Consider the following 15,099-nt stretch of genomic DNA (forward strand, 5'->3'; position numbering starts at 1 on the left):
TCGGGCGTGTGGTCTCGAGCCGGTCGTGACGTTCCGGCGCCCCTCCCCTAGCTTGTCTGCGCCCCGCGGGCCGCCCCGGCCGACAGCCCGAGGGCAAGGACACGGCACACCGTGGCGGCGGCCCGTTCGAGGTTCGCCGGGCCATCCGTCAGTGCCTGCGGGAGGTCGCTGACCTCCTGAACGATCGGTACCAGCGCGGCGAAGCCCTGGTCATAGAGCACCTCGGACCCGGGCCCGACCCGGCCCGCGAACGCGATCACGGGCACACCGTTGCGCGCGGCAGCCTCGGCCACGCCGAGCGGGGTCTTGCCGTGCAGGGTCTGCCCGTCGATGCTGCCCTCACCGGTGAAAACGAAGTCGGCCCCGCTCAGGCGACGCTCGAGGAGAGCGGCCTCCATGACCACCTCGACGCCGCGCCGCATGCGGGAGTCGAAGCAGGCGAGGAAGGCCGCGCCGAGCCCGCCGGCCGCGCCGGCGCCGGGCAGCTCCGCCACGGAACGCCCGGAATCCGCGGTCAGCACCCGCGCGAAGACCGTGAGGGCCTCCTCGAGGTCCCGCACGGCCTGCGGATCGGCGCCTTTCTGCGGGCCGAAGACGGCGGTGGCGCCCCCCGGACCGAGCAGCGGATTGGCGACATCGCTCGCGATCTCGAACGACGCGGACCGCGCCCGCGGGTCGAATCCTTCCAGGTCGATCCGGCAGAGCCGCGCAAGCGCCGCTCCCCCGCAGTCCAGGTCACGTTCGGCGGAATCGAACAGACGAGCGCCAAGGGCGTGGAGCATGCCAGCCCCTCCGTCGTTGGTCACCGAGCCACCCAGCCCGATCACGAACCGGCTCGCACCGCGGTCCAGCGCGTCGGTGATGAGCTGCCCGACGCCGAACGTGCTGGCGGTGCGCGCGTCCCGGTCGGCTGCGGCGACGAGATGGATGCCGGCCGCCGCCGCAACCTCGATGATCGCCAGCTGCTCGGCGGCCACATAGCCGTAGGCGGCCCGCACCGGGCGTCCGCGGGCATCCTGAACTTCGGTCTCCACGATCTCTCCGCCACAGGCGGCAACCATCGCGTTCACGGTGCCCTCGCCGCCGTCGGCCATCGGCACCCGCACGCACTCGGCGCCGGGGAAGACGGAACGGATGCCGCGCTCCAGGGCCGTGGCGGCCTCGGCGGCCGACATGGATTCCTTGAACGAGTCGGGGGCCAGAACGAACTTCATGGTGTTGATCTTCCCGGTCCCGGGCACCAGCTGCAACTGCAGGGCGCAGGACGCAGCATCCGCTGCCCCCGCGTAGGCTCGAAACCATGCGATTCGGACTCTTCATACCTCAAGGCTGGCGTCACGACCTGGTCGACATCGATCCCGTCGAACAGTGGGCGACCATGAGCGGCCTCGCCGCGCACGCCGACGCCGGCGAGTGGGAGTCGATCTGGGTGTACGACCACTTCCACACCGTGCCGGTGCCGAGCGAGGAGGCCACCCACGAAGCCTGGACGCTGATGAGCGCGTTCGCCGCCACCACGACGCGGGTGCGCCTCGGCCAGATGTGCACCTGCATCAGCTACCGCAACCCGGCCTACCTCGCGAAGGTCGCCTCGACCATCGACATCATCTCCGGCGGACGCGTCGAAATGGGCATCGGCGCCGGCTGGTACGAGCACGAATGGCGTGCTTACGGCTATGGCTTCCCGCGTGCCGGCGAGCGCCTCGCACGCCTCGACGAGGGCGTGCAGATCATGCGCCAGGCCTGGGCCACCGGAAAGGCCACCCTTGACGGGCAGCACTACCAGGTGGACGGCGCCATCGTGCGGCCGCTACCGCTGCAGGACGGAGGCATCCCGGTCTGGATCGCCGGCGGCGGCGAGAAGGTCACCCTCAAGATCGCGGCGAAGTACGCGAACTACACGAACTTCGACGGCTCCCCCGAGGGTTTCTCGCACAAGAGCGAGCTGCTCGAGGCGCACTGCATGGCGGAAGGCACCGATTTCGGCGCGATCACCCGCTCGGCGAACTACAACACCGTGATCGCGGCGACGGAGGCCGAGGTCGCCGACCGTCTCGACGCCATCGAGGCCCGGGTCACCCCCTACCTCGGATCGGAGGGCGCGGCGGCATTCATGGCCGAGTATCGCAGCGGCGAGGCGCAGGGCGTCGGCACGCCGGAACAGGTCGTCGAGCGCCTGAACGGCATGAAGGCACGCGGCCTCGGCTACGCCATCCACTACTTCCCGGAGGCCGCCTACGACCGCTCGGGTCTGGAACTCTTCGAACGCGAGGTCATGCCCGCGTTGCGCTGATCGGGCGGCACCCCACGCTCTCCCGCCGGCCCCGGCGCGCCCACCCCACCCCACCCGCGCAAGGATGGTACCCATGACCAGCACGAACACGGCGACCGCGCCCGCCCGCATCACCTGGGCGGAGGCCGGGCGGACCCGGTCGGCCCTCTGGCACTCGGAGAGCGGTTGGGCGCCGCCGGAACGCGTCGTCATCGCCGACGACACAATGACCGCGGATGCCGCCTACCGGCACGCGAAGGCCGGCACCGGCATGCTCTGGCGCGGAGACTTCCTGGGCGCCCGCCAGTTGCTCAGCGCCCTCGCCCGCCGCATCGACCACGCCCGGCACGCGCCCGCCACCGACCTGGCCGCCGCTTTCCGGCACTACCGCTCCGAGGCGCTGCGCCGCTCCCGGCTGCTCGGTCTGGTGCTCGTGCCGCTCGACGCCGACTACACCGTTCCGCTCCGCCGCGCGCCCGACGTGCGGCGCGCCTGCACCGAGACCTACGGCCCGGCGACGGATGCCTCGGTCACCGCCCTGCGCGAGCTCCTCGGCGTCATCGGGGCGCACGAGTGGCGCACGACCGGCGTCGACGTGCCCGCGCTCGGCGCCCGCATCCACCCGCACTACGGGGTGTTCTCGCCCGTGCGCGGCGAATACCTCGACCTGGTGAACACGGCCCCGCTGCCGGCAGCGTGGGCCGGAGGTTCTGCGGCTGAGGTCGGCTCGATCGCCGGGGCCGCCACCGCGTTCGACATCGGCACGGGCACCGGGGTGCTCGCTGCGGTGCTGGCGCGGCGCGGCATCCGTCACGTGGTCGGCACCGACCAGGAGCCACGGGCGCTGGCCTGCGCGCGCGCGAACATCGGGCGGCTCGGGCTGGCCGGTGCGGTCGAGATCATCAAGGCCGACCTGTTCCCCGGCGGCCGCGCCGACCTCGTGGTCTGCAACCCGCCGTGGATTCCCGCGTCCGCCGTCACCGCCACCGACTTCGCCGTCTACGACCCCGACAGCCGGATGCTGCGGGGCTTCCTGGCCGGGCTGGCCGACCACCTCGAGGCGGCCGGGGAGGGCTGGCTCGTGCTCTCCGACATCGCCGAGCACCTCGGGTTGCGCTCCCGCGGCGAACTCCTCGACCTGATCGAGGACGCGGGCCTCGAGGTCGTCGCCCGCCTGGACGCCAAACCCGTGCACGGCCGCGCCGCCGACGCATCCGATCCCCTGCACGCCGCGCGGTCGAAGGAAGTGACCTCGCTTTGGCGGTTGCGGGCCGTCTCGCCGCCGGCCCAGTCGACTGCCGATGCCCCCGAAGCGTCTGACGCCGTTCGGTGAACCGTCAGGTTTGAGAGGTGCGCGGCGGCCCACCCTCGAACGTGTCGTTTCGAGCGCTACTCGAGGTTCGGCGTACCGCCCCTGTTCGTGGCGAGGCGCCAGCGGGACCAGGGCCAGATGCCGTCCATCTCCACCTCAAGCGAGAAGCTGAGCAGCACCCGGATGACCACGATCGCGCCGAGCACCAGCACGCTCTGCGGGGTCGGATCCACCAGAATCGTTCGGATGATATCCGCGATGATCAGTACTTCGAGCCCGAGCAGGATGGCCCGGCCCAGATTGCGGCGCAACTTCTCATAGGCCCGCTGCCGGGTGTCGGCCCGCAGCGCGGTCGGCACCGCAGCGATCATCGCGGCCGCTCCGCCGAGCACCATGATGGCTGCACCGGCCGCCTCGACGACCCGCACGACCGCCGAGATCACCTCGTCAAAGCTCATCGGCGGCGCTCCTCGCTGCATGGTTGCTGCATGGTCGCCTCGACGATAGCGCAGGCCACCCCCCGCGGTCGAGCCATCCGGTGGTCGCGCCAGCTGGCGCTCGCGCACCGCCCTCTCGCGCCGCTGAGACCGAAAGCGCCGTATGCGCTCACAATCACCGGCGGAAGGGGGGCACGCGGCACAATGGGCGATTCTCGGAGAGTGACCGGAACAACGCTTACTCTCAACGGGAACGGGGGGTTTCGACGACCGGAGGGCCGGAACACGGCGATTCGTTGCGAGATATGGCAAGAAAACGCCCGCACCCTCCCGCTACTCTGGATCGTGGCGCCGAATGGCACCACCGGCACCACCCAGCACCACCACGTACGACCCCGCCGCGACCGCGGCACTCACGAAGAACGGAGGTTCCCATGTCGAATTACGTTGCACACGCTGCACTGGTCGGTGAGCCCGAGGTTCTCGAGGACGCCGTCGCCGCCGCCGACCCGGCCACAAGCCCGGCCTGGCTCCGGCTCAAGTCCGCGGCCACCGCGCTGCAGGCCAGCCAGGCGCAGGACGGCTCCATCCCCGTCGCCGCCGTCCACGCGGATGCCGCGGCGCACGTCGACGTGATCGCCGCCGCTATCGATGAGCTCGCCCCGCTGTTCCCGCACGACGCCGCCTACCTCGCGGCCGTCAACCGGGACTTCACCCGCTGGAGCACCGAGGGCTTCGGCGTGCCAGACTTCTTCGACTCCCTGATGGCGTTCCAGCCGCAGCAGCAGCGGGCCGACGGCATCCGTCACCTGGTCGTGTTCCCGATGTACACGCAGAACGGCAGCGCGAACCGCTTCGTCGAGGCCGTGCTGATCGAGGTGATCTGGCCGGAATTCATCGACGAGCTCGAGCAGGAGTACACGAACAAGCTGTTCGTGCCGATCCGCTTCCTCGATTTCACGCCCGGCTACGACACCAACTCGGCCGTTTTGTTCCCCGAGACCGTCGCCATGCGCCAGATCCCCACCTTTACCTGGGGTGCGATCTTCGCCGACCGCGAAGCTGCCCGGTTCCGCCGGGTCGTGCGCGCGGCCGCCGAGATCACCCGTCTCGAACTGCCCGCCGATGCGGCGGCGCTGCTCGACGACCAGCACCTGACCGAGGAAACCTTCGTCATGTGGGACCTCATCCACGACCGCACGCACATGCGCGGCGACCTTCCGTTCGACCCGTTCATGATCAAGCAGCGGATGCCGTTCTTCCTCTACTCCCTGGAGGAACTGCGCTGCGACCTGACCGCGTTCCACGAATCGGTCACGATCGAACGCGACGAGAACGCCAGCCCGGAAGCACGCCGGCACGCGAAACTCGTGCAGTACGCCGTGATCTTCGACCGGATCTTCCGATTCTCGATCAGCGGTACCCGGGTGCGCAACTACGACGGGCTGGGCGGGCAGCTGCTCTTCGCATGGATGCACCAGCACCACGTGCTGCACTGGACCGACACCCGGCTCACCTTCGACTGGGAAGCCGTGCCCGACGTGGTCATCGCGCTGGGCAAGCGAATCGACGACCTCTACTGGGCGTCGATCGACCGGCCGAAGAAGGCCCACTGGCTGGCCGCCTACGACATGATCGCGGAGACGCTCACGCCGAACCCGGCGTCGCAGTGGGCTCGCGGCCTGCCGCTGGACGTGCTTGCCGGCGCACCGAAGGGCTACACCGACCTCGTCCTGGACGACGAGTTCCCGCTGTCGATGTTCTTCGAGGCGCTCGACAAGAAGATGAAGCCCGTGATCGAGTCGACGGCCGGGCTCACCGGGCGTGACTGATACCGCAGGCAGGACCGTCGCTGGTCGCACCGTTCTCATCGCCGGTGCGACCAGCGCGGCCGGCCGCGCCGTGGCCACCGCGCTGACGGATGCCGGCGCGCACGTGATCGCGGTCGGCACCAACGCCGAGCGCCTGCACGGCTTCCGCGCCGAGGTTCCCGGTGCCGCAACCTACGTCTGCGACCTCGGCGACTTCGCCCAGGTCACGGCCCTGGCCGACGCCGTGCACGGCGAGCACGGTCCGATCGACGGCCTGATCCACCTGGTCGGCGGCTGGCGCGGCGGCGGTGGACTGGCCGGCCAGTCCGACGGGGACTGGGATTTCCTGCACGCGCACGTCGTCGCCACACTGCGCAACACCACCCGCGCGTTCAACGACGACCTGCTGGCGTCTTCGGCCGGGCGTCTGGCGATCGTGTCGTCGGTGTCGGTCGACAAGCCGGCCCCGGGCGGCGCGAACTACGCCGCCGCGAAGGCCGCCGCCGAAACCTGGACCCGCGCGGTCGGCCAGGGCTTTGCGAAGGCAGGCACGGATGCCGCGGCGGTCATTTTTGTCGTGCGTGCCCTCGCTGGGCTGGAAACCGAACTTGCGAGCGCGGTGGTCGGTCTGTGGGACGCGTCGGCGGCATCCGTCAACTCTTCTCGCGTGCTTTTAGCCCCCTGAACCCGACGGCGGCATCCCGCGGCGCGCTAGCGTGGAACCAGGCTACGGAGGGGTGGGCATGCTCGACATCAGGACCATAAACAAGCGTTATGGCACCCGGCAGGTGCTGACCGACGTGAGTTTCGTCGTCGAGAGCGGACGCCTGACCGGCTTCGTCGGCGCGAACGGCGCCGGCAAGACGACCACCATGCGGATCATCCTGGGGGTGCTGTCGGCCGACTCCGGCACCGTGCTGCAAGACGGCGTTCCGCTGACCAGCGACGACCGCCGCCGCTTCGGCTACATGCCGGAGGAGCGCGGACTCTACCCGAAGATGAAGGTGGGCGAGCATCTCGTCTACCTGGCCCGCCTGCACGGGTTGAGCCCGTCATCCGCCCGCCGCAACACCGCCGAGTTGCTCGGCCGGCTCGGCCTCGGCGAGCGGGCCGGTGACCTGGTGCAGTCTCTCTCGCTCGGTAACCAGCAGCGCGCCCAGATCGCGGCCGCGCTCGTGCACGACCCGGAGTTCCTCGTGCTCGACGAACCGTTCTCCGGCCTTGACCCGCTCGCGGTGGAAGTGGTCATGAGCGTGCTCTCCGACTTCGCCGCCCAGGGCGCGCCGGTGCTGTTCTCCTCGCACCAGCTCGACATCGTCGAGCGCCTCTGCGACGACGTCGTCATCATCGCCGACGGTGAGATCCGGGCCAACGGCCCCCGAGAGCGGCTGCGCGAGCAGCACAGCAGCCCCCGGTTCGAACTACGCACCGCCGCCGACGCGGAGTGGATCCACGCCGTGCCCGGCATCTCCGTGCTCGACCTCTCCGAGGGTGTCGCCGTGTTCGAGGCCGAAACGGATGCCGCCAGCCAGGCCGTTCTGCGCCAGGCCCTCACCCGGGCCCCGGTGACACAGTTCAGCCAGCAGCGGCCCAGCCTCGCCACCATCTTCAAGGAAATCGTGCAGTGAGCACCATCGGGAACGACCGCGCCGGCACGCCACACATCGAACGCCCGCAGGTTCGCCCCCGGTATCCGGCGCCGAGCTTCGCCCGGAGTGTGTGGCTTGTCGCGACCCGCGAGATCATGGCCCGGCTGCGCAGCAAGGCCTTCCTGATCTCGACCGGCATCCTGTTGCTCATCTCGATCGGTTCCGTCGTCGCCGGCAGCATTGCGAGTCAGAACCTGACCATGCCGAAGGTGGCCGTCGTGGGTTCCGCCGCTCAGGTCGTCGAGCAGATCGAGTCGTTCACGATGGTGAAGGCCGACGACGTCGGCGCTGCCGAGTCCCTGGTGCGGAACGGCACCGTCTCCGCGGCGGTCGTTCCGTCCACAAGGGCGGATGCCCTGCTCGGCGTGCGCGTCATCGCCCTCGACTCCCCGCCGGTGGGTGTGCTCGCGGCCCTGAGCGTCACCCCCGCGGTGAGCCTGCTCGAGCCGACTTCGCGGCAGAGCGGTGGCCTGGTCTACCTCGTCTCCCTGGGCTTCGGGCTGGTCTTCTTCATGTCGGCGATCACGTTCGGCTCGACCATCGCGCAGAGCGTCGTCGAGGAGAAGCAGACCCGGGTCGTCGAGATCCTGATGACCACCATCCCGGTGCGCGCCCTGCTCGGCGGCAAGGTGGTGGGCAACAGCATCATGGCCTTCGGGCAGATCGTGGCGATCGGCCTGCTGGTCGCGATCGGCATGGCCACGACCGGCCAGTTCGGGTTGCTGGGCACCGTGGGGCCGTCGATCGTCTGGTTCGCCGTGTTCTTCGCGTTCGGCTTCGTCATGCTTGCGGCGCTGTTCGCCGCGACCGCGTCGATGGTCTCCCGCCAGGAAGACGTGGGCTCGGCCACCTCGCCCGTGCTGTTCCTCGTGATGATTCCCTATTTTCTGGTGATCTTCTTCAACGACAACCCCACCGTGCTCGCCGTCATGTCCTACATCCCGTTCTCGGCCCCGGTCGGCATGCCGATGCGCATCTTCCTCGGCACGGCCGCCTGGTGGGAGCCGCTTCTCTCGCTGGCCATCCTGCTCGCCTCGACGGCCGTGGTGATCCTGCTGGGCTCCCGCATCTACTCGAACTCCCTGCTGCGGATGGGCGCCCGCGTCACGTTGCGCCAGGCCCTGCGTGGCTGACCTGCCGCCCCGCCAGCCCGATCCCGGCCCCGAACCTGAACCCTGCCCCGAACCAATTCGACGGTGATTTTGCTCCCACGGGCCGGTTTCGACCCGAAATCGCCGTTACAACGCAAAATCTCCGTCGAATTCGCACACCGAGCGCACAGAAGCGGAGCAGACGGATGCGCGAAGATGGAGGGGTGACTCAACTCCATGACCTTTCTTCGCGCGGGTTCGCCTCCGACAACTACTCCGGGGTGCACCCCGAGATTCTCGAGGCGATCGTCGCCGCCAACGGCGCGCACCAGATCGCCTACGGCGAAGACGTCTATACCGCCCGGCTGCAGCAGGTCTTCACCGAACACTTCGGCGCGGGCGTCGAGGCCTTCCCGGTCTTCAACGGCACCGGCGCCAATGTGATCGGCCTGCAGTCGATGCTGCCGCGCTGGGGCGCCGTGATCTGTGCATCCACCGCTCATATCAACACGGATGAGGCGGGCGCCCCCGAAAAGGTGGCCGGCATCAAGCTCCTCACCGTCGACACCCCCGATGGCAAACTCACCCCCGCACTGATCGACCAGCAGGCCTGGGGCTGGGGCGACGAACACCGCGCCCAGCCGCTCGTGGTGTCGATCACCCAGACCACCGAGCTCGGCACCGCGTACACGGTCGACGAGGTGCGGGCCATCGCCGACCACGCACACGCCCACGGCATGAAGCTGCACATGGACGGCGCCCGCCTGTCCAACGCCGCCACCTCGCTGGGCCTGCCATTCCGCACCTTCACCCGTGACGCCGGCGTCGACGTGCTCAGCTTCGGCGGCACCAAGAACGGCATGATGTACGGCGAGTGCGTCGTGGTCCTGAACCCTGAGGCATCCGCGGGACTGCTCTACCTGCGCAAACTGAACATGCAGCTGGCCTCGAAGATGCGCTTCATCTCGGCCCAGCTGATCGCGCTGCTCGGCGGCGACCTCTGGCAGCGAAACGCCGGCCACGCCAACGCCATGGCCACACGGATGCGCCACGCCCTTGAGACCGGTATCGCCGCCGGCGAGATCGAGGGCTTGTCGTTCACCCAGAACACCCAGGCCAACGCGATCTTCGCGATCCTGCCCCCCGGGGCGGCCGATCGCCTGCGCGGACACTTCCGGTTCTACGATTGGGACCCCGCGACCAACGAGGTGCGCTGGATGTGCGGCTTCGACACCGAGGAGGCCGACATCGACGCATTCGTCGCGGCCCTGATCAGAGAGCTGGCCGCCCGATGAACGTCTTCGAGAATAAACCCTGGCTCGGCTCCTACGCCCCCGGCGTTCCGAGTACCATCCAGGAACCGACCGACACGCTCTGCGACATGATCGAGACCTCGGCGCGCCGGTTCGGCTCCAGCGTGGCCCTCGACTTCTTCGGCGCCACCACCACCTACGCCGAGCTCGGCGAGCAGATCTCTCGGGCCGCAAACGGCCTCCTGCGCCTCGGCGTCAAACCCGGCGACCGGGTGGCCCTTGTGCTGCCGAACTGCCCCCAGCACGTGGTGGCCTTCTACGCCGTGCTGCGCCTGGGCGCGATCGTCGTCGAGCACAACCCGCTCTACACCGAACGCGAACTCCGGCACCAGTTCGAAGACCACGGCGCCCGCGTCGCCATCGTCTGGGACAAGATCTACCAAACCGTCACCGATTTCCCCGCCGATTTGGGCCTGCGCACCGTGATCGCGGTGAACCTGACGGAGGCGATGCCGCTCGCCAAACGGCTCCTGCTCAAGCTGCCGGTCGCCAAAGCCCGCGAGTCGCGAGACGCCCTGACCTCGGGCCCGCTGGGCAAGGATGCCTTCACCTGGTCCGGCATCGTCGGCTCACGCAAGCTGCGCCCCGGCCACCCGCGCCCGAAGGTCACCGACACCGCCGCGCTCCAATACACCAGCGGCACCACCGGCACCCCGAAGGGTGCGATCCTCAGCCACTTCAACCTGCGCTCGAACGCCCTGCAGGGCGAGGCCTGGGTGCAGGGGCTGCGGCCCGGCGAGGAGGTCTTCTACGCGGTCCTGCCCATGTTCCACGCCTACGGCCTGACCCTCTGCCTGACGTTCGCGATGGCAACCGGCGCCCGGCTCGTGCTGTTCCCCAAGTTCGACGAGGGACTGCTGCTCGATGCGGCCCGACGCACCCCACCCACATTCATGCCGGCCGTGCCGCCGATCTACGACCGGCTCGTGAAGGCGGCGGCGGCGAAGAATGTAAGCCTGCGCAGCATCCGTTACGCCATCTCGGGCGCGATGAGCCTGCCGGTGTCGATCGTGGAACGCTGGGAGGCCGCCACCGGCGGGCTGTTGGTCGAGGGCTACGGCATGACCGAGGCCTCGCCGATCGCCGTCGGCAACCCGATGGGCCCGAGCCGGCGCCCCGGCACGGTGGGCGTGCCGTTCCCGAGTACCGAGATCCGCGTGGTGGACCCGGACGACCCGACCGTGAACCGCGGTATCGAAGAGGAAGGTGAGCTACTCATCCGTGGCCCCCAGGTCTTCTCCGGCTACTGGGACCAGCCGACCGAGACCGCCAAGACGCTTCTCGACGGAGGCTGGCTGCGCACCGGCGACATCGTCCGCGTCTCCTCCGACGGCTTCGTGACGGTCGTCGACCGTATCAAAGAACTCATCATCACCGGCGGCTTCAATGTGGCGCCCTCCGAGGTCGAGGCCGCTCTCTTGTCGCATCCGGATGTCGCCGACGCCGCCGTCGTCGGGCTGCCGAGCGCAAACGGCGGCGAAGACGTCGCCGCCGCGGTCGTGTTGGCGGCGGGGGCCACCCTGGACGTCGACGCCATCCGCACGTATTGCCGCACCCGGCTCTCCGCCTACAAGGTGCCCCGCACCATCGTGGAGGTCGACGAGCTGCCCCGGTCGCTGATCGGCAAGGTGCTGCGCCGCGAGGTGCGAGCCGGCTTGATCAAGGAGTAGCGCCCTGACGGTCGCCCTGCTGCTCGAGCAGCCGACCTCCAGTTCGCCCGTGCGCGCGAATCGTCGCTATGTACGCGTCATACCGACGATTCACCCGCACTCGCGAGACGTGGTGGCGAGGATGCAGCGGAATAGTGTGCCGCCGCCCGCGTTGGAGTGGATGGGTCAGTGTTGCCCCGCCATCCCAGCCAGACTCCAGCGAAAGACGGGCCCATGAACCTCATCACCGACACCCTCAGCCGCGCCGCCCACACGACGTCGCCCCTCCTACCCGTGCTCGCCGGGCGCTGGAGCCCCCGCGGCTTCGACCCGACGGCCCTCGTCGACGAAGCCACTCTGACCACCGTGCTCGAGGCCGCCCGTTGGGCTCCCTCGGCCAGCAATATGCAGCCTGCCCGCTTCATCGTCGCCCGCCGCGGCTCGGACAGCTTCGCGAAGATCCATGAGTCGCTGATGGGCTTCAACAAGGCGTGGGCGGATGCCGCCTCCGTGCTGATCGTCAACGTCGCCACCCTGCCGATCGACGCGACCCGCGAGAACCCGTGGGCCCGCTACGACCTGGGTCAGGCCGTTGCCCATCTGACGATCCAGGCCCAGCACGAGGGACTGCACACCCATCAGCTCGGCGGTTTCGACGGCACCGCCCTCGCCCTGGCCTTCGGCCTCGCCGAGGACCAGGCCACCGTCTCCATCACCGCCCTCGGCGTGCTCGGCGACGTCTCCCTGCTCTCCCCCGAGCTACTCGAACGCGAGTCCGCCCCGCGCACCCGCAAGCCTCTCGTCGAGCTCCTCCTGGTCAACGACTAGTCAACGACCAGCGGCAAGAGTCCGACCCGACACAGTAACTCCACAGCCCCGTCAGGTAAAAACATTATCCGACTATTTTTCCCGGCAACGCGCCCGGGTGCTTCCAGCAGTGAACACCGGTGGAGACCACGATGACCGAAAACATCCCTAATCACTTCGACGTCGTCGTCATCGGCGCGGGGCCGGCGGGAACGGCCGCTGCGCTCCGTGCCGCCGAACTGGGAGCCCGGGTCGCCGTGGCGGAGGCCGACCAGCTCGGCGGGACATGCGTAAACACGGGGTGCGTGCCGACGAGGGTGCTCGCCAAGGCAGCGCGCCTGATGCGCGAGGTGCGCGCGGCAGATACCTACGGAATCGTAGTCAACGACCCGCGCATCGACTGGGCCACCATGGGAGATCGGGTGCAGTCGCGAGTGAACAAGGTGCGCTCGATCAAGAGCGAGGCCGAGAGGTTCGCGGCCGCCGGCGTTGAGCTGATGCTGGAAGGTCGGGCGCGCTTCATCGACCCACACTCCGTGGTTCTGGACAGCGGCCGCATCCTCACCGCCGCCACGTTCCTGGTCTGCGTCGGCGGGCATTCTCGGCGACTCGCCGTGCCGGGGGCGCACTTGGCGACGGTCCCGGAAGACATTCTGACGCTGCCGTCGCTGCCCCGACGGGTGGCCGTGATCGGCGCCGGAAACACCGGCGCCCAGTTGGTCACGGTGTTCAGCTCCTTCGGCTCCGACGTGACCGTGCTCGATGTGGCACCGCGCATTCTGATGGCGTCGGATTCCGACATCTCCGCCACGGTCTCCGGGGCGTTCCGCGAGCAGGGCGTGGCCGTGCACACGGGCATTGAAGCGGTGACGGCGATCGAGCAGGACGCCGACGGAACCCTCACCCTGTCCTGGCGCGAAAACGGAACGGAACAGTGTTCCGGCTTCGACGCCGTCATCATGTCCACCGGTTGGCCGGCGGATGTCGACGACCTCGGGCTCGACCGGGCCGGCATCACCATCGAACGTTCCGCCATCCCGGTGGACCAGTACTTCCGGAGTGTCGTGCCCCATATTTTTGCGGTCGGCGACGCGAACGGTCGGGACATGCTCGTACAGGCAGCCCAATTTGAGGGCGAGGCCGCGGCCGAGAACGCGGTGCTGGGCGCCAATCGCAGAACGCCGCACCACCTGCTCCCGGCCGGCGGTTTCACCGACCCCGACTACGCGGGCGTGGGGTTCACCGAGGAGGAGGCCCGGGCTCGCGACCCGCACTGCGTCGTCGCGACAGTTCCCTACGCCGAGCTCGACCGCGCTGTGATCGACGGGCGGGAACCCGGCTTCCTCAAGCTGATCGCCGACCGGCGGCGGGAGCTGATCCTCGGCGCCCATGCCACCGGGGAGAACGCGGTCGAAGTGATCCAATCCGTGACGACGGCGATGGCCGCCGGCGTCGACGTCGCCACTCTGGCCCGGGTGCGCTTCGCCTACCCCACCTACAGTGCCGTCATCGGCCTCACGGCCCGTCGACTACTGCTGGAAGCGCCGAAGCCGGCCGCGGTGATCCTGCCCGTCGAGATCCCCCTCCCGACACCTGCGATCTCCGTACCTACGGGAGCAGCATCACCTTGATGGCGCGGCGCTCGTCCATGGCGGCGTAGGCCTCGGCGACCTCGGCCAGCGGCAGCTGCAGGTCGAACACGCGGCCGGGGTTGATAGCGCCCGAGAGCACTTCCGGCAGCAACTCTTCGACGTAGCCGCGCACGGATGCGACGCCGCCGTTCAGGCCCACGTTCCGCCCGAACAGCGGGCGAACCTCGATCGGTCCGCCGGTGGGCACGCCCACGTAGCCGACCATTCCGCCGGGACGGGCCGACGCGATGGCCTGCTCCATCGATTCCTTGGTGCCGACGCACTCGAGCACGCAGTCCGCGCCGATGCCGTCGAACAGCTCACGGATGCGGGCCACGCCGGCCTCGCCGCGCTCCTCGACGATCTCGGTCGCGCCGAACTCGCGGGCCACGAGCTGCCGTTCGGGGTGACGAGACATGGCCACGATGCGGGAGGCCCCGAGCCGCTTGGCCGCGATGATGGCGCAGAGGCCGACCGCGCCGTCGCCGACGACGACGACCGTGCTGCCCGCGGTCACACCGGCGGAGACCGCGGCGTGGTGGCCGGTGCCCATGACGTCGGCGAGGGTCAGGAGGCCGGGAACCTGGGCATCGGTGGGCAGGGTCGGCGTCGCAACGAGCGACCCGTCGGCGTGCGGCACGCGCACCTTCTCGCCCTGGGCGCCGTCGGCGAATCCGCCGAGCTGGTCGTCCGAGCCCCACCAGCCACCGTTCAGGCAGGAGGTGCTGGTGCCGTTCTGGCAGTTGATGCAGGTGTTATCGCAGTCATAGAACGGCGCGATGACGAAGTCGCCGACCTTGACCCGGCTGACGTCGGCGCCGATTTCCTCGACGATGCCGACGAACTCGTGGCCGATTCGTTTCGGCTCCTCGGTGGGCTGGACGCCGCGGTAGGGCCAGAGATCTGAGCCGCAGACGCAGGCTGCGACGACGCGCACGATGGCGTCACCGCCGGTGGAGAGAATCGGATCGGATACTTCTTCGAGGCGGACGTCCCGTTCCCCGTAAATCACTGTTGCACGCATGCTTCGACCCTAGGCCAGCCCACTGACCGTCACCGGGGCAGGGGGCCCGTTCGGGCGTATTCCCGCCGAATTCCGCTGGACGCGAAATCCGGCGACGGACAGA

13 protein-coding genes are annotated in these 15,099 nt (G+C 69.3%); 10 read left to right on the plus strand and 3 right to left on the minus strand.

Annotated features, from left to right (window positions below; genetic code table 11):
• Positions 1-47 precede the first annotated feature (47 nt).
• Positions 48-1,214 carry a glycerate kinase gene (locus E3O18_RS06160; protein ID WP_134393680.1) on the minus strand — a complete coding sequence of 389 codons (1,167 nt, stop codon included), beginning with the start codon at positions 1,212-1,214 and terminating at the stop codon, positions 48-50.
• Positions 1,215-1,300: 86 nt separating this feature from the next.
• Here E3O18_RS06160 and E3O18_RS06165 point away from each other — a divergent pair, with 86 nt between their 5' ends.
• Positions 1,301-2,293: an LLM class F420-dependent oxidoreductase gene (locus E3O18_RS06165; protein ID WP_104170709.1), complete on the plus strand. Its 993-nt coding sequence runs from the start codon at positions 1,301-1,303 to the stop codon at positions 2,291-2,293.
• A gap of 73 nt (positions 2,294-2,366) precedes the next feature.
• On the plus strand, positions 2,367-3,605 hold the full coding sequence (locus tag E3O18_RS06170; protein ID WP_134417724.1) for a class I SAM-dependent methyltransferase: 1,239 nt from the start codon (positions 2,367-2,369) through the stop codon (positions 3,603-3,605).
• A 56-nt stretch (positions 3,606-3,661) separates the two neighbouring features.
• Here E3O18_RS06170 and E3O18_RS06175 read toward each other — a convergent pair whose 3' ends face one another.
• Positions 3,662-4,042 (minus strand): DUF1622 domain-containing protein, encoded by a 381-nt coding sequence (locus tag E3O18_RS06175; protein ID WP_134393682.1) that lies wholly within the window; start codon positions 4,040-4,042, stop codon positions 3,662-3,664.
• A 413-nt stretch (positions 4,043-4,455) separates the two neighbouring features.
• Between E3O18_RS06175 and E3O18_RS06180 the strand changes: the two genes are divergently transcribed.
• From E3O18_RS06180 to E3O18_RS06215, 8 genes are all read left to right on the plus strand, one after another.
• Positions 4,456-5,853, plus strand: coding sequence for a DUF6421 family protein (locus tag E3O18_RS06180; protein WP_134417726.1), 1,398 nt, complete (start codon positions 4,456-4,458; stop codon positions 5,851-5,853).
• Positions 5,846-6,517: an SDR family NAD(P)-dependent oxidoreductase gene (locus E3O18_RS06185; RefSeq protein WP_134393684.1), complete on the plus strand. Its 672-nt coding sequence runs from the start codon at positions 5,846-5,848 to the stop codon at positions 6,515-6,517. Before E3O18_RS06180 ends, E3O18_RS06185 begins: the two co-directional genes overlap by 8 nt.
• A gap of 58 nt (positions 6,518-6,575) precedes the next feature.
• Complete coding sequence (locus E3O18_RS06190) at positions 6,576-7,460, plus strand: ATP-binding cassette domain-containing protein (protein WP_134417727.1); 885 nt, start codon at positions 6,576-6,578, stop codon at positions 7,458-7,460.
• Positions 7,457-8,614, plus strand: coding sequence for an ABC transporter permease (locus E3O18_RS06195; protein ID WP_347232335.1), 1,158 nt, complete (start codon positions 7,457-7,459; stop codon positions 8,612-8,614). Before E3O18_RS06190 ends, E3O18_RS06195 begins: the two co-directional genes overlap by 4 nt.
• 182 nt (positions 8,615-8,796) lie before the next feature.
• Positions 8,797-9,867 (plus strand): low specificity L-threonine aldolase, encoded by a 1,071-nt coding sequence (locus E3O18_RS06200; protein ID WP_241976500.1) that lies wholly within the window; start codon positions 8,797-8,799, stop codon positions 9,865-9,867.
• Positions 9,864-11,555, plus strand: a complete 1,692-nt coding sequence (locus E3O18_RS06205; protein ID WP_134393687.1) for a long-chain-fatty-acid--CoA ligase — start codon at positions 9,864-9,866, stop codon at positions 11,553-11,555. The genes E3O18_RS06200 and E3O18_RS06205 overlap by 4 nt, the downstream gene beginning before the upstream one ends.
• Positions 11,556-11,768: 213 nt before the next feature.
• On the plus strand, positions 11,769-12,362 hold the full coding sequence (locus E3O18_RS06210; protein WP_134393688.1) for a nitroreductase family protein: 594 nt from the start codon (positions 11,769-11,771) through the stop codon (positions 12,360-12,362).
• Positions 12,363-12,493: 131 nt separating this feature from the next.
• Positions 12,494-13,972, plus strand: coding sequence for an NAD(P)/FAD-dependent oxidoreductase (locus tag E3O18_RS06215; RefSeq protein WP_134417728.1), 1,479 nt, complete (start codon positions 12,494-12,496; stop codon positions 13,970-13,972).
• Here the strand turns inward: E3O18_RS06215 and E3O18_RS06220 are convergent.
• A complete protein-coding gene (locus tag E3O18_RS06220; RefSeq protein ID WP_134393690.1) occupies positions 13,950-14,996 on the minus strand; it encodes a zinc-dependent alcohol dehydrogenase family protein in 1,047 nt (348 codons plus the stop codon). The two genes, E3O18_RS06215 and E3O18_RS06220, sit on opposite strands and share 23 nt — an antisense overlap.
• Between the last annotated feature and the right edge of the window lie 103 nt (positions 14,997-15,099).

The sequence above is a fragment of the Cryobacterium sp. TMT2-42-4 genome (assembly GCF_004402645.1).
GTDB classification, from domain to species: Bacteria; Actinomycetota; Actinomycetes; order Actinomycetales; family Microbacteriaceae; genus Cryobacterium; species Cryobacterium sandaracinum.